Genomic DNA, 15,300 nt, shown 5'->3' with positions numbered 1-15,300 from the left:
TCGGCTCGATTTATGTCATCGATTTGCCGCCATTGCTTCCGCAAAATCATCGATGTTGTCGAGCGCCGTCAATGGATTATCAACCATGTTCGGCGATCAACGGAGGAGCCGGATAGTCTCGTGGGGCGACAATCCGGAGGGGGCTTGCGCAAGCGACCACCACCAGTGAAGGACCCATCAGCGGCCGGCTGAACCCGGCTTGGGAAATGCCATGCGCCGTCTTGCGGCCATCCTGATGCTTACGCTGCTGGGCGCTTGCTCCACGGTGGACGATCTTTCGCCATTGTCGCCGTCTACGCAGACGGTGGCCGTGCGCGCGCCCAAGTTCGAGGACTCAAAGCCGCATGAATGGGACAGCGGCGCGCCGTGGAATTACGCCATCCACGGCACGGATGTCTCCAAATATCAGACCTCGGTCGACTGGCCGACTGCCAGGGCCAGCGGCATTTCCTTCGCCTTCATCAAGGCGACCGAAGGCGGCGACCGCTTCGACGAATATTTCAACGAGCACTGGTCGCGCACCAGAGCCGCCGGAGTTCCGCGCGCGGCCTATCATTTCTTCTATTTCTGCACGCCGGCCGAAACCCAGGCGCGCTGGTTCATCGCCAATGTTCCAAGAGACCCGTCGGCGATGCCGCCGGTGCTCGACATGGAATGGAACCCGAAATCGCCGACCTGCAGGCTGCGCCCCGATCCGGCTACTGTGCGCAGCGAAATGACCGTCTTCCTGCAAATGGTCGAGCGCCATTACGGCAAGAAGCCGATCATCTACACCTCGCTCGACTTCTTCGACGACAACCAGCTGGCGACCTTCCGCGGCTATCCCTACTGGCTGCGCTCGGTCGCGGGCCATCCGCGCGAGAAATACGGCAGCCACCCCTTCACCTTCTGGCAGTACACCGGAACCGGCATCGTGCCCGGCATGATCGGCAAATCCGACATCAACGTCTTCAACGGCTCGGAAGCCGCCTGGAAGAAGTGGCTGCGGCAGAACACCCGTTGACATCGGCCGCCCCGCCTGCTTTTCGACACGGCGGGCGGCGAAACATGCAACCGCTGGTAATCCGGAGCGGCGCACTCACGCGAGTGCCTGGCGCGGCTCCTGGGCTTTGAAATCCTCGCATGCACTTGTCCGATCCCGTCCGGGGTCGCGATGGGGTCATGTGCCGGTCTCGAAAGGGAAGCGATGCGATTGCGCGTTGAAATCCTGGCGGCGCTGTTTGTCGGCGCGCTTGCACTGCCCGCGGCGGCGCAGGAATGCGGCGGCGATTTCGAGACCTGGAAGCAGGGCGTGGCGGCCGAAGCCAAGGCCGCCGGCGTCGGCGCCGTCGGCCTCGACGCGCTGGAGGACGCTACCATCGACGAGCGGGCGCTGGCGCGCGACCGCGCCCAGGGCGTCTTCACCCAGACTTTCACCGAATTCTCCAACCGCATGATTTCGGCCTACCGCCTGAAGCAGGGCGCGGCCAATCTGAAGAAATATGCCGAGGTCTTCGACCGCGCCGACAAGGAGTTCGGCGTCCAGCCGGCCATCATCGCCGCCTTCTGGGGGCTGGAGACCGACTTCGGCGCCGTGCAGGGCGACTTCCATACGCTGAATGCGCTGGTGACGCTCTCGCATGACTGCCGCCGCCCGCAGCTTTTCCGGCCGCAATTGGTGCCGCTGCTCACTCTGATCGACCGCGGGGTGCTGCCGGCCGACGTCAAGGGCGCCTGGGCCGGCGAGATCGGCCAGACGCAGATCCTGCCGACCGACTATCTGGCCGAGGGCATCGATGGCGATGGCGATGGCAAGGTCGATCTCAGGAACAGCGTCCCGGACGTCATCATGACGACCGCCAACAAGATCATGTCGCGCGGCTGGAAGCGCGACCAGCCCTGGATCCAGGAAGTGCGCGTCCCCGACGACATGCCCTGGGATCAGACTGGCCGCACCAACAAGCTGCCGCTGTCGCAATGGGCACAATGGGGTGTGACCAACCCGAACGGCACGCCGCTCGCCGACAACGGGCTGAAAGCCGGCCTGGCGCTGCCTATGGGCCGCAAGGGGCCTGCCTTCCTGGCCTACGACAATTTCGACGTCTACCTGGAATGGAACCAGTCCTTCACCTACGCGCTGACCGCAGCCGTGCTTGCCACGCGCCTTGCCGGCGCGCCGCAATTCGACCCGCGTATGCCCGAGCAAGGTCTGAGCGGCGACCAGATGAAGGCGCTGCAGACCAAGCTCGAGGCCAAGGGATATGACGTGGGCACGGTCGACGGCATCTTGGGCACCAACACGCGCGAAGCTGTCCGCAAGGAGCAGACGCGGCTCGGGTTGCCGGTCGATGGCTGGCCGACGCCGGAATTGCTGGCAAAATTGTGAGAATAGTGAATAGTGAATAGTGAATAGTGAATAGTGAATAGTGAATAGTGAATAGTGAATAACAGGAAAATCACCCATATATGAGTGAGGTCAATCCGAATTACCACTCACTACTCACTACTCACTACTCACTACTCACTATTCACTATTCCCCACTCATCAATCCGCCATCGTCTCCAGGCTGGCAAAGCCTTGCGGCGCGTCGCCTTCGTCGAACGGCGTCGTCACCTCGACGAAAGTGTCGGGATAGAACCCATTGAAACGCGTCCTGAGCGACAGCGAGTAAGCGCCGATATGGCCGATCTCGATCCAGTCGCCGGTGTCGACCGTTTCCGGCAGCCAGAATGGCCTGGACAGGATGTCGACGGAATCGCAGGTCGCGCCGCAGACCTTGAACGGCACGATGGTGTTTTCGTCGCCATTGCGCGTGCGGATCGCCGGATCGGGGATGAAGCGGGCCGGCAGCGTGATCTTGCCGGTCCATGAATCCGACAGCGAGGCCCAGATGCCATCATTGATGTAGAGCCGCTTGCCCTTGCGCAACAGCACCCGCACGATCAGCGACAGGCAGCGCGCCACGATCACGCGGCCTGGCTCGGCCACCAGCGGCATCTGGTCGAACTGATACTCTTTCAGGTCGCCGGCAAGCCGCGACATCAGTTGGCCGAGCGACGGCATCTCGACCTGCTTGCGATTGGGATCGTGGCCGTATTCGGCGGGAAAACCGCCGCCCACATCGAGCCCGGCAATGTCGAAGGTCAAGCGGTTGCGCACCCAGTCGGCCGAGGCGAGCGCCCGTTCATAGGTATCGGGATCCTCGATCTGGCTGCCGACATGGAAGCAGAGCCCCACCTTGTAGCCGGTGCGGTTCAGCCGCTCGGCAAGCTCGATCGCGTTGGCCGGCCCGGCGCCGAATTTCTTCGACAATTCGTAGGCCGCATGGCCCTTGGTCTGGATGCGCACGAAGACGGTGATAGCGCCCGGATCGATATCGAGCGCCCGCACAACGCGCGTCAGCTTGGTGATCTCGTCCTCATGGTCGAGCGAGATCACCCGGATGCCGTACTTCTCCAGCGCCAGCTTGATGTCCGACTGCGCCTTGACCGGATGCATGTAGAGCATCTCGGCATCCGCCGAGACCGCGCGCACGGCGGCGAACTCGCCCGGCGAAGCGACGTCGAAAGTGCTGACGCCGGCTTCGACCAATGTCTTCAGCACGATCTGCTCGCCATTGGTCTTCACCGCATAAGCGGTCTTGCCTGGGAACATCCCCATGAACTGCAAGGCATCCGCCTTCAACACCTGCGGGCGGAAACAGTAGACCGGGTCGTCCGGACGAAGCGCCAGTGCCGCCTCACGGGCATTTTCGAATCGCTGCATGGACGAATCCTCAGGTCTGGAGCGCGCACAATTAATCCTAGCTAGCCGCCAAAGAAAACAGTTCTGTGTCTCGCCATACCGCGCAGCCGGCCGCACTTCTTGCCAACGCTAAACCACCGGTCAGGTTTCGGGTGGCTCTTGCCGCCGAACCCGATAACGGTTGTTGAGATGTCTGACGGGCTGAGATTGCGATTGGCTCCGGGGAGGAAACAGGACATGTCGACTACGGCCGACGCCGCGCCGACGCGCGGACCGATGGCGCTCAAGGATTGGGCGCAGCTTCTCCTGCTCGGCGCGATCTGGGGCGGTTCGTTCTTCTTTGCCCGCATTGCAGTATCGGAAATCCACCCGCTGGCGCTGGTGCTCTTCCGCGTCGCCATCGCCGCGGCAGCACTTCATCTCTATCTGGCGATCCGCGGCCCTTCGTTCCGGCTCGCCTTACCGCATACCGGCCTGTTCTTTCTGCTGGCGCTCACCAACAATGTCATACCGTTCTCGCTGATTTTCGCCGGCCAGACGCAACTCGGCGCCGGCGTCGCCTCGGTGCTCAACGCGACGACGCCGTTCTGGACGCTGATCCTGGCCAACGCGCTCACGACCGACGAGAAGCTGTCCTTGAACAAGCTGGCCGGCATCGCTCTCGGTGTCGCCGGCACTGCGGTGATGATCGGACCTGGCCTGCTTGCCGGGCTCGGCGGACCGGTCTGGGCCAAGTTCGCATTGATCGGCGCTTCGCTCTCCTACGCCGTCGCCCTGATGATCGCGCGCCGCTTCAAGGGCATTCCTTCGCCCGTCATCGCCACCGGGCAGTTGACCGCATCGACCATCATCATGACCCCCATCGTGCTGATTGCCTATGGTCCGGCGGGGTTGTTCTCGGCCTCGCCACCCGTCTGGGCCGCGGTGCTGGGCCTGGCGCTGCTGTCCACCGCCTTTGCCTACATCCTCTATTTCAACCTCGTCGCCTCGGCCGGCGCCACCAATGCCTCGCTGGTCACCCTCGTCGTGCCGGTCAGCGCGGTGCTGCTCGGCTTCCTGTTCCTCGGCGAGCGGTTGGCGCTGTTCGAGATCGGCGGCATGACGCTGATCGGACTCGGCCTCATCACCATCGACGGGCGGCTGTTCGGCAAATGGTAGCGGTGTCATGCCACACCGCCGCCACAATTTATTCACAACCCCTGAGCCGGCTTTTGCCAAAGAGTTTCAACGGCTAACGGCAAATTCCAGGTCGCAAATTCCACAATCATGTCGCATCGCAGCACGTTTTCCGCTTGCCTGTGGCACAAATGACCCTAGACTCCCGCCATAGCTCTGAAGAGGAGGCTATGGCATGGGACTGACGAGGCCGATCAACGCTTTGATGATTTGTGCCGCATTCGCATTCATCGGTGCCCTTATCATAGGCGTTCTTCCCTGACCCGCCAAAGCCGGGAAGACCAGCACCGAGAATAGTCCAAACAGTTCGAAAAGGCCGGGTTCTACCCGGCCTTTTCCGTTCCCGCCGGGCTCAAGCCGCGGCCGAACCGGCCACCTCCACCTCATGCGAGCGGATGCCGATCATGTGGCAGACGGCAAAGACGAGATCGGCGCGGTTCATCGTGTAGAAATGGAAGTCGCCGACGCCGCGCTCGACAAGGTCGAGCACCTGCTCGGCCGCCACGGCCGAGGCCACCAGCGCATGCGTCTGCGGATCGTTCTCCAGCCCCTCGAAACGCTCGGCCAGCCAGGCCGGCACCAGCGCCCCGCAGCGCGACGAGAAATTGGCGACCTGGGTGAAATTGTGCACCGGCAGGATACCCGGCACGATCGGGATGTAGATGCCGGCGCGGCGCGCCCGCTCGACATAGCGCTCGTAAAGGTCGTTGTCGAAGAAGAACTGGGTGATCGCCCGCGTCGCGCCGTTGTCGACCTTGCGCTTCAGCATGTCGATGTCGGTGGCGAAGTCCGGGCTTTCCGGATGCTTCTCCGGATAGGCCGAGACCGAGATGTCGAAATCGCCGACGCTCTTCAGCGCACCGACCAGTTCGGCGCCATTGGCGTAGCCGTCGGAATGCGGACGGTAGCTTGTCCCCACACCGGCCGCCGGATCGCCACGCAATGCCACGAAGCGTTTGACGCCCATGTCGGCGAATTCGCGGATGACCGTGTCGACCTGATCGCGGGCGGCATCGACGCAGGTCATATGCGCCGCGGGCGTCAGCGACGTCTCGTTGAGGATGCGCTTGACCGTGCGCGCCGTGCGCTCGCGAGTCGAGCCGCCGGCGCCATAGGTCACCGAGACGAATTTCGGCTTGAGCGGCTCCAGCCTTGTGACCGTGTCCCAGAGCCTCGCTTCCATCTCGTCGGTTTTCGGCGGGAAGAATTCGAACGAGACCCTGACCTTGTCGCCGATGTCGGGACGGCGGGAAAAGCGGAACTGGTTCATCAGGCTGTTTCCCTTACTGGCAAGGAATCGTTGGATGGATCGGCGATCAGCAGCCGGCGGTCCCGGCCGAGCCAGAGCTTGACGGTGAGCCTTGCCTCGTTGCCGCCACGCGGCTCGAATTCCTGGCTGTCCTCGAGGTCGAGGCCGGCCTCCCCGAACCACTCCGAAATCTGCCGGTCGGAAAAGCCGAGCCGCATGTGAGCGTGCTGGTCGCGCAGGAATTCAAGCGCGTGTGGCGCGAAGTCGACGACGATCAGTCGGCCTGATGGCCGCAGCAGCCTCGCCGCTTCGGCGATCGCCCGGGCCGGATCGTCGAGATAGTGCAGCACCTGATGGATGGTGACGAGGTCGAAGGCGTTGCGCTCGACCGGCGGCGAGAAGATATCGCCCTGGCGCACCTGTGCATTGGCGATACCGGCCTTGTCGAGATTGGCGCGCGCCACGGTCAGCATCTCGCGCGACATGTCGATGCCGACGCCGCGCCGGTAGAGCGGCGCAAAGATTTCGAGCAGCCGGCCGGTCCCGGTGCCGAGATCGAGCATCGACTGGAACGGCCGCTTGCCGACAAGCTTGATGAGCGCCGCTTCCACCGCCCGGTCCGGCACATGCAGCGAGCGGATGTGATCCCAGCTCGCGGCATTCTCGGAGAAATATTCGGCGGCCCGGTCCTGCCTTTTGCGCTTCACCGCCGCCAAACGCTCGAGATCGCGCACCACCTGCGGATCGGCCTCTCTTATGGCCGAGACCAGACGCTGTACGAAATCACGCGAATTATCCGTATCGGTCAGCCTGAAGAAGGCCCAGGACCCTTCCTGGTAGCGGCCGATCAGCCCGGCATCGAGCAGCAGCTTCAGATGACGCGAGACCCGCGGCTGCGACTGTCCAAGGATCTCCGTGAGGTCGGAGACGGTAAGATCGCCGCGCGAAAGCAGCACCAGGATGCGCAGCCGGCTGGATTCGGCCGCCGCCTTCAATGTATCTACCATTGTGTCGAGCGAGACATGCATGAGCGGGTTCTCGTTGAAAGATATAAAGATATGTTTATGTCGATTTTGGAACCCTGGCAAGTGCTATGTCGCTTCCGGACAAGAAAATGGCGCAGCCGCGATCCGCGCCGGGCAAACGGGTCTTCCGGGGATAAACAGGATGTTTGAGACGCGCCAAGGTGAAACGCTTCTTGCGGCCGACCCGGCGGAGTTGCGGCCGGACGGCCATGTCGTCTTCATCGGCCGCATTGTCTCGCCCTGGGCGGTCCGCGAGGAGTGCCCGAAGAACATGCGCGCCGCCCGCGAAACCGGGCGCGCCGCGACGATACTGATCGACGAGCCCTACCGCCCGGGGCTGCAAAACCTGGAACGCGCCAGCCACATCGTCATCCTGTCCTGGCTCCAGCACGCGCCGCGGAATCTGATTGTGCAGAAACCCCGCCATGCCGCTGAACCGAAAGGCGTTTTCTCGCTGCGTTCCCCTGCCCGGCCGAACCCTGTCGGCCTGCATGTGGCCAAGCTCGTCGCTTTCGACATCGAGGCCGGCCGGCTTGAGATCGATGCCATCGATGTGCTCGACGGCACGCCGGTCATCGACATAAAGCCCTACTACGCGTCGACCGACGCATTTCCCGAGGCGACCATCGCCGGGCGCGACGAGAAATGAGCGCTCCCACCGGCCGCCGCCGCGCCATCGCCAAGGCGCTGACCGCGCTCTTGCCGCTTGCGCCCTATGCCGACATGGAAAAGATCCGCGCCGACGCCGGTTCCGTGCACATGAAGACCCTGCCGCCGACGATCGCGGTGTGGCTGGCCACCATCGCCCATGTCCGCCATGTCCATACCGACTACGAAAAGCTGCTGGCCGAAGGCTACGACCGGGATTCGGCGCGCTTCTTCGTGATCGGGCGGACCAATGAGGTGCTTACCCACTGGCGGGCGACACGGTTGCTCGAGGAAGACGACGAGGACGAATAGGCGCCTGGGCCCTCTACGCCGCATCCCGCCAATTAATTCGGGTGCCGTCTCTGGAAAAACGGCGGCGGCGCCGTACATGGGATAAACGGAGATTCCTCCGTTTATTCCTCCGAATTCATCGCCCTCTGGGCAAGGACAGCGCATCATGACTGATAAGGTTTGGTTCATCACCGGATCGTCCAAGGGCTTCGGCCACGTCTGGGCCGAGGCCGCGCTCGCCCGTGGCGACCACGTCGCCGCCACCGCCCGCGATGCCGGCACACTCGCCGGTCTCGTCGAAAAATATGGCGACAGCATCGCCGCCATTGAGCTCGACGTCACCGACAAACAAGCGGTCGACGCCGCGATTTCCGAAGCGCACAAGCGTTTCGGTCGGCTCGACGTCGTCATCAACAATGCAGGCTACGGCCATTTCGGCGCCATCGAGGAAGTCACCGAGCAGGAAGCGCGCGACCAGATCGAGACCAACGTCTTCGGCGCGCTTTGGGTGACGCAAGCCGCGCTGCCCATCATGCGGGCGCAGCGCTCCGGCCACATCATCCAGATATCCTCGATCGGCGGCATCAACGCCTTCGCCTCGATCGGCCTTTACCACGCCTCGAAATGGGCGCTGGAAGCCTTCAGTCAGTCGCTCAGCCTCGAAGTCGCGGAGTTCGGCATCCATGTGACCCTGGTTGAGCCAGGCGGTTTCTCGACGGACTGGGCGGGGCCGTCGGCCAAGGTCTCCAAGCCGCTGGATGTCTATGAGCCGGTTCGCGCGGCGATGGCCGAGCGCCGCAGCCGTTCCACGGCCGGCGATCCGCAGGCGACCGGCCCGGCGATGCTGGCGATCGTCGATGCCGCCGAGCCGCCGCTCAGGGTCTTCTTCGGCGATGGCGGCCTGCCGATGATCAGGCAGGAATACGCCAGCCGCATCGCCACCTGGGAAAAGTGGGACCATGTCTCGGTGATGGCGCAGGGCGCCAACAAGAACCGGAAGAGCTAACACTCTTTAGCGGTACCTAAGCCCGCCGAGGGATGTTGAGATTCAGGTCAGGGCGAGTCGAGAACGGTGGGTTCCGAGAACCGGACGGAGCGTGCGTTTGGGCACGTGAGTACCGGAAGCGCAGGAAACTGCCGTTCGCAGGCCGACCTCACCTGAATATCAGCATGTCTCAAGCCGGGTAAATCCACTGCTCCGGCACCCGTACCGAGATCTCCTCGCCGGCCCTGATGACGCCCGGCTTCTCGACCCAGGCGACAAGGCCGCGCAGCCGTTTCGCCTCCTTGGGAAAGAGCAGCGCGGTGGCATTGTGATCCGCGGCGCCGACATGCTCGGCGATCGACTGTCCGGCAACGCGGCAAGGCTTGTTCTGCCCGTCGACCTTGAGCGTCACCCCGCCCTTGAAGAACAGCAACGAGCCGGCCGGCAGCATCGAAAGCTGCGGCACGCCTTCGACCAGGAGGTTGGCGCCGATCCACTCCGGCTTGATCTCATCGAGCCCCATGCGCTGGGCGACGATGGCAAGCTCGTCCGCCGCGACGAGCGACAATTGCCGCTCGTTGCGCATCTCGGTGCCGCGCGGGTACCAGGGCTCGCGTCCGCCGGAACGCCGCGTCGTTCCGCCATGGAAGTCGCCCGCGATGCCGTCGAAGCCGAGTCGCAACTCCTCGATCGCCCTCGTCTCGAAATGATCGTGCGGCGCGGCATAGAGCGCCGCTGCCTTTGCCGTCAGCTGGCGGCCCGGCACGATGTCGACCGCCGGTTCCGCTACGGGAAAAAGTTCCAGGTTCGTTTCCTGCATGCCATTGGTCTAATGGTGCCGAAGAATGCGGTCCAGTCGAAAGCGCTGATGATCCGATCACGCCGCTTGATGGCGATCACGACCTTCTTACCGCAAATCCCCCTTTCGTCGGGCGCCGCAGGCCGCAATGCTGCCGCGACGGTTGCATAGACGGTCACGCGCGCAATCGGGAAGGTTCGATCATGCAGGTTGGACAAGCTGTCGCCGCACTCTGGCTGTTCTGGCTGGTGTCCTGGCTTCTTGCCGCCTCCTGGGCCGCCCCCGCGCAAAAGCGCGCGGATCTCAAGTCGGAGGCACGCTACCGGATGCTTTGGCTGGCCGGCACCGTCCTCTTGTTCGTGCCGGCGCACGGCTATGTCGGTCGGCTGCGGCTCTGGATGCCGACGCTCACCGAAGCCTGGATCTGCGTCGCCCTGATCGCCATCGGCATCGCTTTCGCCTGGTGGGCCCGGCTGCATCTCGGCCGCTTGTGGTCGGCCAACGTCACCGCCAAGGCCGATCATCGGGTGATCGATACCGGCCCCTATGGCCTCGTCCGTCACCCGATCTACACCGGCCTAATGCTTTCGGTCCTTGCCACCATGGCGGTCAAGGGCACGGTCTGGGGCATAGCCGGCGCCGCCCTGCTCCTCGTCGGCGTCGTCGTCAAGGCGAGGCTGGAAGAGAGCTTCCTGCGCGGCGAGCTCGGCCCGGCCTATGACGATTACGCCAGGCGCGTGCCGATGCTGGTACCGTTCGCGCCGGCCTGAAGGATGTGCTGACATTCAGATGAGCCCGGTCTGCAAACAACGGGTTCCTGCGCTTCCGGTGCTCACGTACTTTAAGTACGCTCCGCTCCGGTTCTCTAAACCCGATGTTTTCGACTCGGCCTGATCTGAATTTCAACACATCCTCAAAGCATGCGCAACAGCGCGCCGCCGATCGAATAGCCGGCGCCGAAAGCGCAGATCAGGCCGAAATCGCCGGCCTTCATGTCGGCATGGTTCTCCGACAGCGCCACGATCGCGCCGGCGCCGGCCGTGTTGCCGAGCCGCTCCAAGACCATCGGCGCGCGGTCATGGTCGACGTCGTGGCCGAAGGACAATTTCAGGATCATCGCATTCATGCGCGCATTGGCTTGGTGCAGCCAGAAGCGCCGAATGCCCTCCGGCGTCAGCCCGTGCTCGGCCAGGAATTCGACGATGAATTTCTGGCCGGCGACGGTGACTTCCTTGAACACCTTGTTGCCGACCTGCTTGATGAGGTTGCCTTCCAGGTTGATCATGTAGGGATCGTCCTGGGCCGTGCGCGTGTGGTAGCCGAGATTGGTGCGGATGTTGTTCGACATCTGCGTCCAGGTGCGCGTGTCGAGCACCTCGAAACGCCCCGGCCGCTTTTCGCCCTGCGCCAGTCCCTCGACGACCATGGCGACCGAGGCGTCGCCGAAGATGAAATGCGTCTGCCGGTCGCGGAAGTTGAGATGGCCGGTGATGATTTCGGGCGTCGACACCAGGATGCGCTTGTGCGCCCCCGCTCTCACCAGGTTGACGGCGACATGCAGCGCCGCAGCGGCGGAAGAGCAACCAAGCCCCATGTCGAAGCCGGCGCCTTTGGTGCCAAGCGCCTCCTGCATCTCGATGGCGATGGCCGGATAGGGCCGCTGGTGATGCGAGGCCGAGCAGATCACCAGGTCGATGTCCGATCCGTCGACCCCGGCATGGGCAAGTGCCTTCCTGGCCGAGGCGATGCCGAACTCCGCCTCCAATGACAGCGCGTCGTCCGGCCGTGCCGGAATGCGCGGCGACATGCGGGTCGGATCGAGGATGCCCTCGCGCTCGACGACATGGCGGCTCTTCACGCCCGAGGCGTGCACGATGAAGTCGCTGTCCGATTTCTGCAAAAGCGGTTCGCCGGTGTCGGCGCGGCGCGCATTCTCGGTGTCGACCCAGCTGTTGAAGCTTTCGACCAGCTCTTCATTGGTGATGACGGGTTCAGGGATTTCGGCGCCGATGCCGCTGATGATGACGCGATGCATGTCCAATCCATCCGAGGCCCGGGCGTGACGGGCTTTGATGTGGGCGCGGAAATGGCCCGGCGCAACCCTTGTCGCATTTGCCCGGTTTATGCCAGCTTAAATCACGGGCTTCCCGGTAGACGTTCACCAGGCGCAGACCTTGGTGTTGGTCTGCGGATTGTTCCAGCAGGCGCCGTCGTCGCGGCTGCGCACGAACTGCCCGGGCAGCGATCGGTTGCGGCTGCCGAACCTGGCATATCCGAAGGCAAAGCCCGGTTGGTCGATTTCAAGCGTGATCGTAGGATAGCCCGGTGCCGAGACGCGGAAGCTGCCTTCGCCGTCCAAGGCCTTGTAGTTGCAAGGATAATAGCCGTCATCCGTGGTGAAGCAGCGTGCCGGCTTGGCCTCGGCGGCGATGGAAAAAGAAATCAGCGCGGTCATGCACAGGCCGCATGCGAGACCCGTCTTGCCCAATGTCATCGCTCACCCCCTGCCCCGTGGTCCCCTGTGGGATCGTCGACCATCGTCCAGATGGATGAAATGCCCATGACGGCGCGAACCGGTCAAGCGCCTCGGAAGCGGGGGAACCTAGACTCTTTTGGCGACGATGAATATCCGCGGGAAGCGCAGAAGCACCTTGCCGTTCGCCGCCTTTGGATAGGCCTTGGCGATCTTGGCGGTATAGCTGTCGAGGAACAGCTTCTTCTCATCCGCATCGAGCGGATCGAGGAAGGGCTTCAGGCCGGTCGCCTTGACCCATTCGACGATCGCCTCGGCATCGGCCAGCGGATGGTTGTAGATAGTGTGCCAGATGTCGAGACGGTCGGCGAGCGGCGACAGAAGATCGTAGTAGAAGGACACCGGCGGCAGTGGTCCGCGCGCGGCACCCTTGAGCTTGGCCGCAAACGGCACTTCCGCAGCGGTTTCGCGCATCAGCTGGTGCGAGGCTTCGCCGAGATTGTCCGGCATCTGAACGGCCAAGGCGCCGCCCGGCGCCAATAGCCCCATCAGCCGCTGGAACACCGCCGGATGTTCCGGCAGCCACTGGAAGACGGCATTGGCGAAGATGACGTCGACCGGATGTTCGGGGTGCCATCCGGCGGCATCCGCCAGCTCGAAATTGACATTCGGCAGCCGCGCCCGCGCCTTCTCGATCATGTCGGGAGAGGTGTCGAAGCCGCTGACCTGAGCATCCGGCCAGCGCTCGACCAGAAGCTCGGTCGAGTTGCCCGGCCCACAACCGATATCGACGACGCGGCGCGGAAAATCGACCGGCACTTGCGCCGCCAGATCCCGCGCGGGCCGCGTGCGCTCATCCTCGAACTTCAGATACTGGACGGCGGACCAGTCGGTCATGTGAGAACCTCGCCCTGTTCGCCGTCCCTGCGGACTGATGCTACCGCGTCAGCCGCTTGTGCGTCATGCGGTGCGGGGCCGCCGCTTCGGCGCCCAGGCGACGCAGCTTGTCCTTCTCATATTCCTCGAAATTGCCTTCGAACCATTCGACATGCGCGTCGCCCTCGAAGGCGAGCATGTGGGTCGCCATACGATCAAGGAACATGCGATCGTGGCTGATGATGACGGCGCAACCGGCATAGGCTTCCAGCGCGTCTTCCAGCGCGCCCAGCGTTTCGGTGTCGAGGTCGTTGGTCGGCTCGTCGAGCAGAAGCACGTTGCCGCCGCCCTTCAGCATCTTGGCCAGGTGGACGCGGTTGCGCTGGCCGCCGGAGAGGTTGCCGACCTTCTGCTGTTGGTCGCCGCCGCGGAAGTTGAAGGACGAGCAATAGGCGCGGCTGTTGATCTCGTGCTTGCCGAGCTTGATGATTTCGGCGCCGCCGGAAATTTCTTCCCATACGGTTTTGTTGCCATCGAGCGCATCGCGGCTCTGGTCGACATAGCCGAGCTTGACCGTCTCGCCGATGCGCACGGTGCCCGCATCCGGCTTTTCCTGGCCGGTGAAGGTCTTGAACAGCGTCGTCTTGCCGGCGCCGTTCGGGCCGATGACGCCGACGATACCGCCCGGCGGCAGCCTGAACGACAGGTTCTCGATCAAAAGCTCGTCGCCGAAGCCCTTGTTGAGGCCTTCGACCTCGATGACGACGTTGCCCAGACGCTCGCTCGACGGGATGACGATCTGCGTGTCGGTCGGCTTGCGGTTCTGCGACTGCTCGACCAACTCCTCATAGGCCTTGATACGCGCCTTGGACTTGGTCTGACGCGCCTTGGGCGAGGACTGGATCCATTCGCGCTCGCGCCAGATCGACTTCTGGCGAGCGTCGTCCTCGCGGCCTTCCTGGATCAGGCGCTTGGCCTTGGCGTCGAGATATTTGGTGTAGTTGCCCTCGTAGGGAATGCCCCGGCCGCGATCGAGCTCGAGGATCCAGCCGGTCACGTTGTCCAGGAAGTAGCGGTCGTGGGTGATGATCAGCACCGAGCCCGGATAGTCGCGCAGGTGCTTTTCCAGCCATGCCGTGGTTTCGGCGTCGAGATGGTTGGTCGGTTCGTCGAGCAGCAGCAGATCCGGCTGGCGCAACAGAAGCTGGCAAAGCGCGACGCGGCGGCGCTCGCCGCCTGAAAGGTTCGTCACCTCGGAATCGCCTGGCGGGCACTGCAGCGCGTCCATCGCCATCTCGACCTGCTGCTCGAGGTCCCACAGGTTCAGGCGATCCATCTCGTCCTGGAGCTTGGCCGACTCATCGGCCGTCTCGTCGGAATAGTTCATCATCAGTTCGTTGTAGCGCTCGATGATGGCCGTCTTCCTGGCGACGCCTTCCATGACGTTTTCCATCACGGTCTTGTTTGGATCGAGTTGCGGCTCCTGAGGGAGATAGCCGACGGTTGCGCCCTCGGCCAGCCACGCCTCGCCCTGGAACTCTTTGTCGAGCCCGGCCATGATGCGCAGGATCGTCGACTTGCCCGAGCCGTTGGGGCCGAGAATGCCGATCTTGGCGTCCGGATAGAAGGACAGGTGAACATTATCGAGCACCTTCTTGGTGCCATAGGCCTTCGACAGGCCTGACATGTGATAGATGAACTGGCGAGCCACGCGCGCTTTCCCTGGAACTGAAGTGTCAAGGTGGATGGGGGTTGCGCGCTATGTAGGCGATGAAGCGCCGAACGGCAATCGCTTTCGGCACGCCGGCGGCCAAACGGTGCGGATTCGCCGGTTTGCGCCCCCGACTCCGCCCACGGCTTTTCGCCGCCGCCGGCCGTAGCGTGAAATCAGTGGTTAACCATTCGCGTTCAAAACGTCTCCACCGTCGGCGAGACGACGCGCTGCCTCGCCGACATCTTCGCGCTGGCCGACCAGCGCCTCTACAAGGTCAAGCTTAGCGGCCGCGACCGCGTGGGTCGGCGAGCCCGGCAGCGAGGCGATCATCCTGCAGGCG

The 15,300-nt window shown here is 63.5% G+C and carries 16 protein-coding genes; 7 read left to right on the top strand and 9 right to left on the bottom strand.

Annotation, left to right across the window (positions count from 1 at the left end):
* Nucleotides 1–211 precede the first annotated feature (211 nt).
* Together FJ957_RS04565 and FJ957_RS04560 are read left to right on the top strand one after the other, a co-directional pair.
* Nucleotides 212–1,003: a GH25 family lysozyme gene (locus FJ957_RS04565; RefSeq protein WP_140828952.1), complete on the top strand. Its 792-nt coding sequence runs from the start codon at nucleotides 212–214 to the stop codon at nucleotides 1,001–1,003.
* Nucleotides 1,004–1,186: 183 nt separating this feature from the next.
* Nucleotides 1,187–2,365 (top strand): lytic murein transglycosylase, encoded by a 1,179-nt coding sequence (locus FJ957_RS04560; RefSeq protein WP_140828948.1) that lies wholly within the window; start codon nucleotides 1,187–1,189, stop codon nucleotides 2,363–2,365.
* A 159-nt stretch (nucleotides 2,366–2,524) separates the two neighbouring features.
* Here FJ957_RS04560 and FJ957_RS04555 read toward each other — a convergent pair whose 3' ends face one another.
* Entirely contained in the window at nucleotides 2,525–3,745 is a 1,221-nt protein-coding gene (locus FJ957_RS04555) for an alanine racemase (RefSeq protein ID WP_140828945.1), read from the bottom strand.
* Between the two features lie 216 nt (nucleotides 3,746–3,961).
* Here FJ957_RS04555 and FJ957_RS04550 point away from each other — a divergent pair, with 216 nt between their 5' ends.
* Nucleotides 3,962–4,882, top strand: coding sequence for a DMT family transporter (locus FJ957_RS04550; protein ID WP_140828942.1), 921 nt, complete (start codon nucleotides 3,962–3,964; stop codon nucleotides 4,880–4,882).
* 370 nt (nucleotides 4,883–5,252) lie between these two features.
* Here the strand turns inward: FJ957_RS04550 and metF are convergent, their stop codons facing one another.
* Nucleotides 5,253–6,170, bottom strand: a complete 918-nt coding sequence (gene metF / locus FJ957_RS04545) for a methylenetetrahydrofolate reductase [NAD(P)H] (RefSeq protein ID WP_140828938.1) — start codon at nucleotides 6,168–6,170, stop codon at nucleotides 5,253–5,255.
* Nucleotides 6,170–7,177 carry a metalloregulator ArsR/SmtB family transcription factor gene (locus FJ957_RS04540; RefSeq protein WP_140647576.1) on the bottom strand — a complete coding sequence of 336 codons (1,008 nt, stop codon included), beginning with the start codon at nucleotides 7,175–7,177 and terminating at the stop codon, nucleotides 6,170–6,172. The genes metF and FJ957_RS04540 overlap by 1 nt, the downstream gene beginning before the upstream one ends.
* Nucleotides 7,178–7,316: 139 nt before the next feature.
* Between FJ957_RS04540 and tsaA the strand changes: the two genes are divergently transcribed.
* From tsaA to FJ957_RS04525, 3 genes are all read left to right on the top strand, one after another.
* The gene (gene tsaA, locus FJ957_RS04535) at nucleotides 7,317–7,823 is read left to right on the top strand and encodes a tRNA (N6-threonylcarbamoyladenosine(37)-N6)-methyltransferase TrmO (RefSeq protein WP_140828936.1); all 507 of its coding nucleotides are present in this window, start codon (nucleotides 7,317–7,319) and stop codon (nucleotides 7,821–7,823) included.
* The gene (locus FJ957_RS04530) at nucleotides 7,820–8,134 is read left to right on the top strand and encodes a DUF2293 domain-containing protein (protein WP_140828934.1); all 315 of its coding nucleotides are present in this window, start codon (nucleotides 7,820–7,822) and stop codon (nucleotides 8,132–8,134) included. Before tsaA ends, FJ957_RS04530 begins: the two co-directional genes overlap by 4 nt.
* Before the next feature lie 145 nt (nucleotides 8,135–8,279).
* Nucleotides 8,280–9,119: an SDR family oxidoreductase gene (locus tag FJ957_RS04525; protein ID WP_140828931.1), complete on the top strand. Its 840-nt coding sequence runs from the start codon at nucleotides 8,280–8,282 to the stop codon at nucleotides 9,117–9,119.
* Between the two features lie 169 nt (nucleotides 9,120–9,288).
* Here the strand turns inward: FJ957_RS04525 and FJ957_RS04520 are convergent, their stop codons facing one another.
* Together FJ957_RS04520 and FJ957_RS04515 are read right to left on the bottom strand one after the other, a co-directional pair.
* Nucleotides 9,289–9,918, bottom strand: a complete 630-nt coding sequence (locus FJ957_RS04520) for an MOSC domain-containing protein (RefSeq protein WP_140828929.1) — start codon at nucleotides 9,916–9,918, stop codon at nucleotides 9,289–9,291.
* Nucleotides 9,885–10,115, bottom strand: a complete 231-nt coding sequence (locus FJ957_RS04515; protein WP_140828927.1) for a hypothetical protein — start codon at nucleotides 10,113–10,115, stop codon at nucleotides 9,885–9,887. The genes FJ957_RS04520 and FJ957_RS04515 overlap by 34 nt, the downstream gene beginning before the upstream one ends.
* Between FJ957_RS04515 and FJ957_RS04510 the strand changes: the two genes are divergently transcribed.
* A complete protein-coding gene (locus FJ957_RS04510) occupies nucleotides 10,101–10,667 on the top strand; it encodes an isoprenylcysteine carboxylmethyltransferase family protein (protein ID WP_140828924.1) in 567 nt (188 codons plus the stop codon). The genes FJ957_RS04515 and FJ957_RS04510 overlap by 15 nt on opposite strands.
* A 143-nt stretch (nucleotides 10,668–10,810) precedes the next feature.
* On the opposite strand, the gene FJ957_RS04505 is transcribed toward FJ957_RS04510, so the two are convergent.
* The 4 genes from FJ957_RS04505 to ettA all read right to left on the bottom strand — a co-directional run bounded on the left by FJ957_RS04505 (nucleotide 10,811) and on the right by ettA (nucleotide 14,957).
* Nucleotides 10,811–11,932 (bottom strand): beta-ketoacyl-ACP synthase III, encoded by a 1,122-nt coding sequence (locus FJ957_RS04505; RefSeq protein WP_140828921.1) that lies wholly within the window; start codon nucleotides 11,930–11,932, stop codon nucleotides 10,811–10,813.
* Between the two features lie 123 nt (nucleotides 11,933–12,055).
* Nucleotides 12,056–12,391 carry a hypothetical protein gene (locus FJ957_RS04500; protein WP_140647584.1) on the bottom strand — a complete coding sequence of 112 codons (336 nt, stop codon included), beginning with the start codon at nucleotides 12,389–12,391 and terminating at the stop codon, nucleotides 12,056–12,058.
* Between the two features lie 108 nt (nucleotides 12,392–12,499).
* Complete coding sequence (gene tam / locus FJ957_RS04495; RefSeq protein ID WP_140828920.1) at nucleotides 12,500–13,267, bottom strand: trans-aconitate 2-methyltransferase; 768 nt, start codon at nucleotides 13,265–13,267, stop codon at nucleotides 12,500–12,502.
* A gap of 40 nt (nucleotides 13,268–13,307) precedes the next feature.
* The gene (gene ettA / locus FJ957_RS04490; protein WP_140828919.1) at nucleotides 13,308–14,957 is read right to left on the bottom strand and encodes an energy-dependent translational throttle protein EttA; all 1,650 of its coding nucleotides are present in this window, start codon (nucleotides 14,955–14,957) and stop codon (nucleotides 13,308–13,310) included.
* Between the last annotated feature and the right edge of the window lie 343 nt (nucleotides 14,958–15,300).

The organism is Mesorhizobium sp. B2-4-6 (genome assembly GCF_006442775.1).
Taxonomy (GTDB): Bacteria; Pseudomonadota; Alphaproteobacteria; order Rhizobiales; family Rhizobiaceae; genus Mesorhizobium.
Note: the sequence above shows the minus strand (reverse complement) of the source record. Positions and strands in the feature narration are given on the sequence as shown.

Coding starts and splice junctions, on each gene's coding strand:
- FJ957_RS04510 (WP_140828924.1), top strand. CDS start 10,101: ATGCAGGTTGGACAAGCTGTCGCCGCACTCTGGCTGTTCTGGCTGGTG.
- FJ957_RS04520 (WP_140828929.1), bottom strand. CDS start 9,918: ATGCAGGAAACGAACCTGGAACTTTTTCCCGTAGCGGAACCGGCGGTC.
- FJ957_RS04550 (WP_140828942.1), top strand. CDS start 3,962: ATGTCGACTACGGCCGACGCCGCGCCGACGCGCGGACCGATGGCGCTC.
- metF (WP_140828938.1), bottom strand. CDS start 6,170: ATGAACCAGTTCCGCTTTTCCCGCCGTCCCGACATCGGCGACAAGGTC.
- FJ957_RS04525 (WP_140828931.1), top strand. CDS start 8,280: ATGACTGATAAGGTTTGGTTCATCACCGGATCGTCCAAGGGCTTCGGC.
- FJ957_RS04555 (WP_140828945.1), bottom strand. CDS start 3,745: ATGCAGCGATTCGAAAATGCCCGTGAGGCGGCACTGGCGCTTCGTCCG.
- FJ957_RS04540 (WP_140647576.1), bottom strand. CDS start 7,177: ATGCATGTCTCGCTCGACACAATGGTAGATACATTGAAGGCGGCGGCC.
- tsaA (WP_140828936.1), top strand. CDS start 7,317: ATGTTTGAGACGCGCCAAGGTGAAACGCTTCTTGCGGCCGACCCGGCG.
- FJ957_RS04500 (WP_140647584.1), bottom strand. CDS start 12,391: ATGACATTGGGCAAGACGGGTCTCGCATGCGGCCTGTGCATGACCGCG.
- FJ957_RS04530 (WP_140828934.1), top strand. CDS start 7,820: ATGAGCGCTCCCACCGGCCGCCGCCGCGCCATCGCCAAGGCGCTGACC.
- FJ957_RS04560 (WP_140828948.1), top strand. CDS start 1,187: ATGCGATTGCGCGTTGAAATCCTGGCGGCGCTGTTTGTCGGCGCGCTT.
- tam (WP_140828920.1), bottom strand. CDS start 13,267: ATGACCGACTGGTCCGCCGTCCAGTATCTGAAGTTCGAGGATGAGCGC.
- FJ957_RS04565 (WP_140828952.1), top strand. CDS start 212: ATGCGCCGTCTTGCGGCCATCCTGATGCTTACGCTGCTGGGCGCTTGC.
- FJ957_RS04505 (WP_140828921.1), bottom strand. CDS start 11,932: ATGCATCGCGTCATCATCAGCGGCATCGGCGCCGAAATCCCTGAACCC.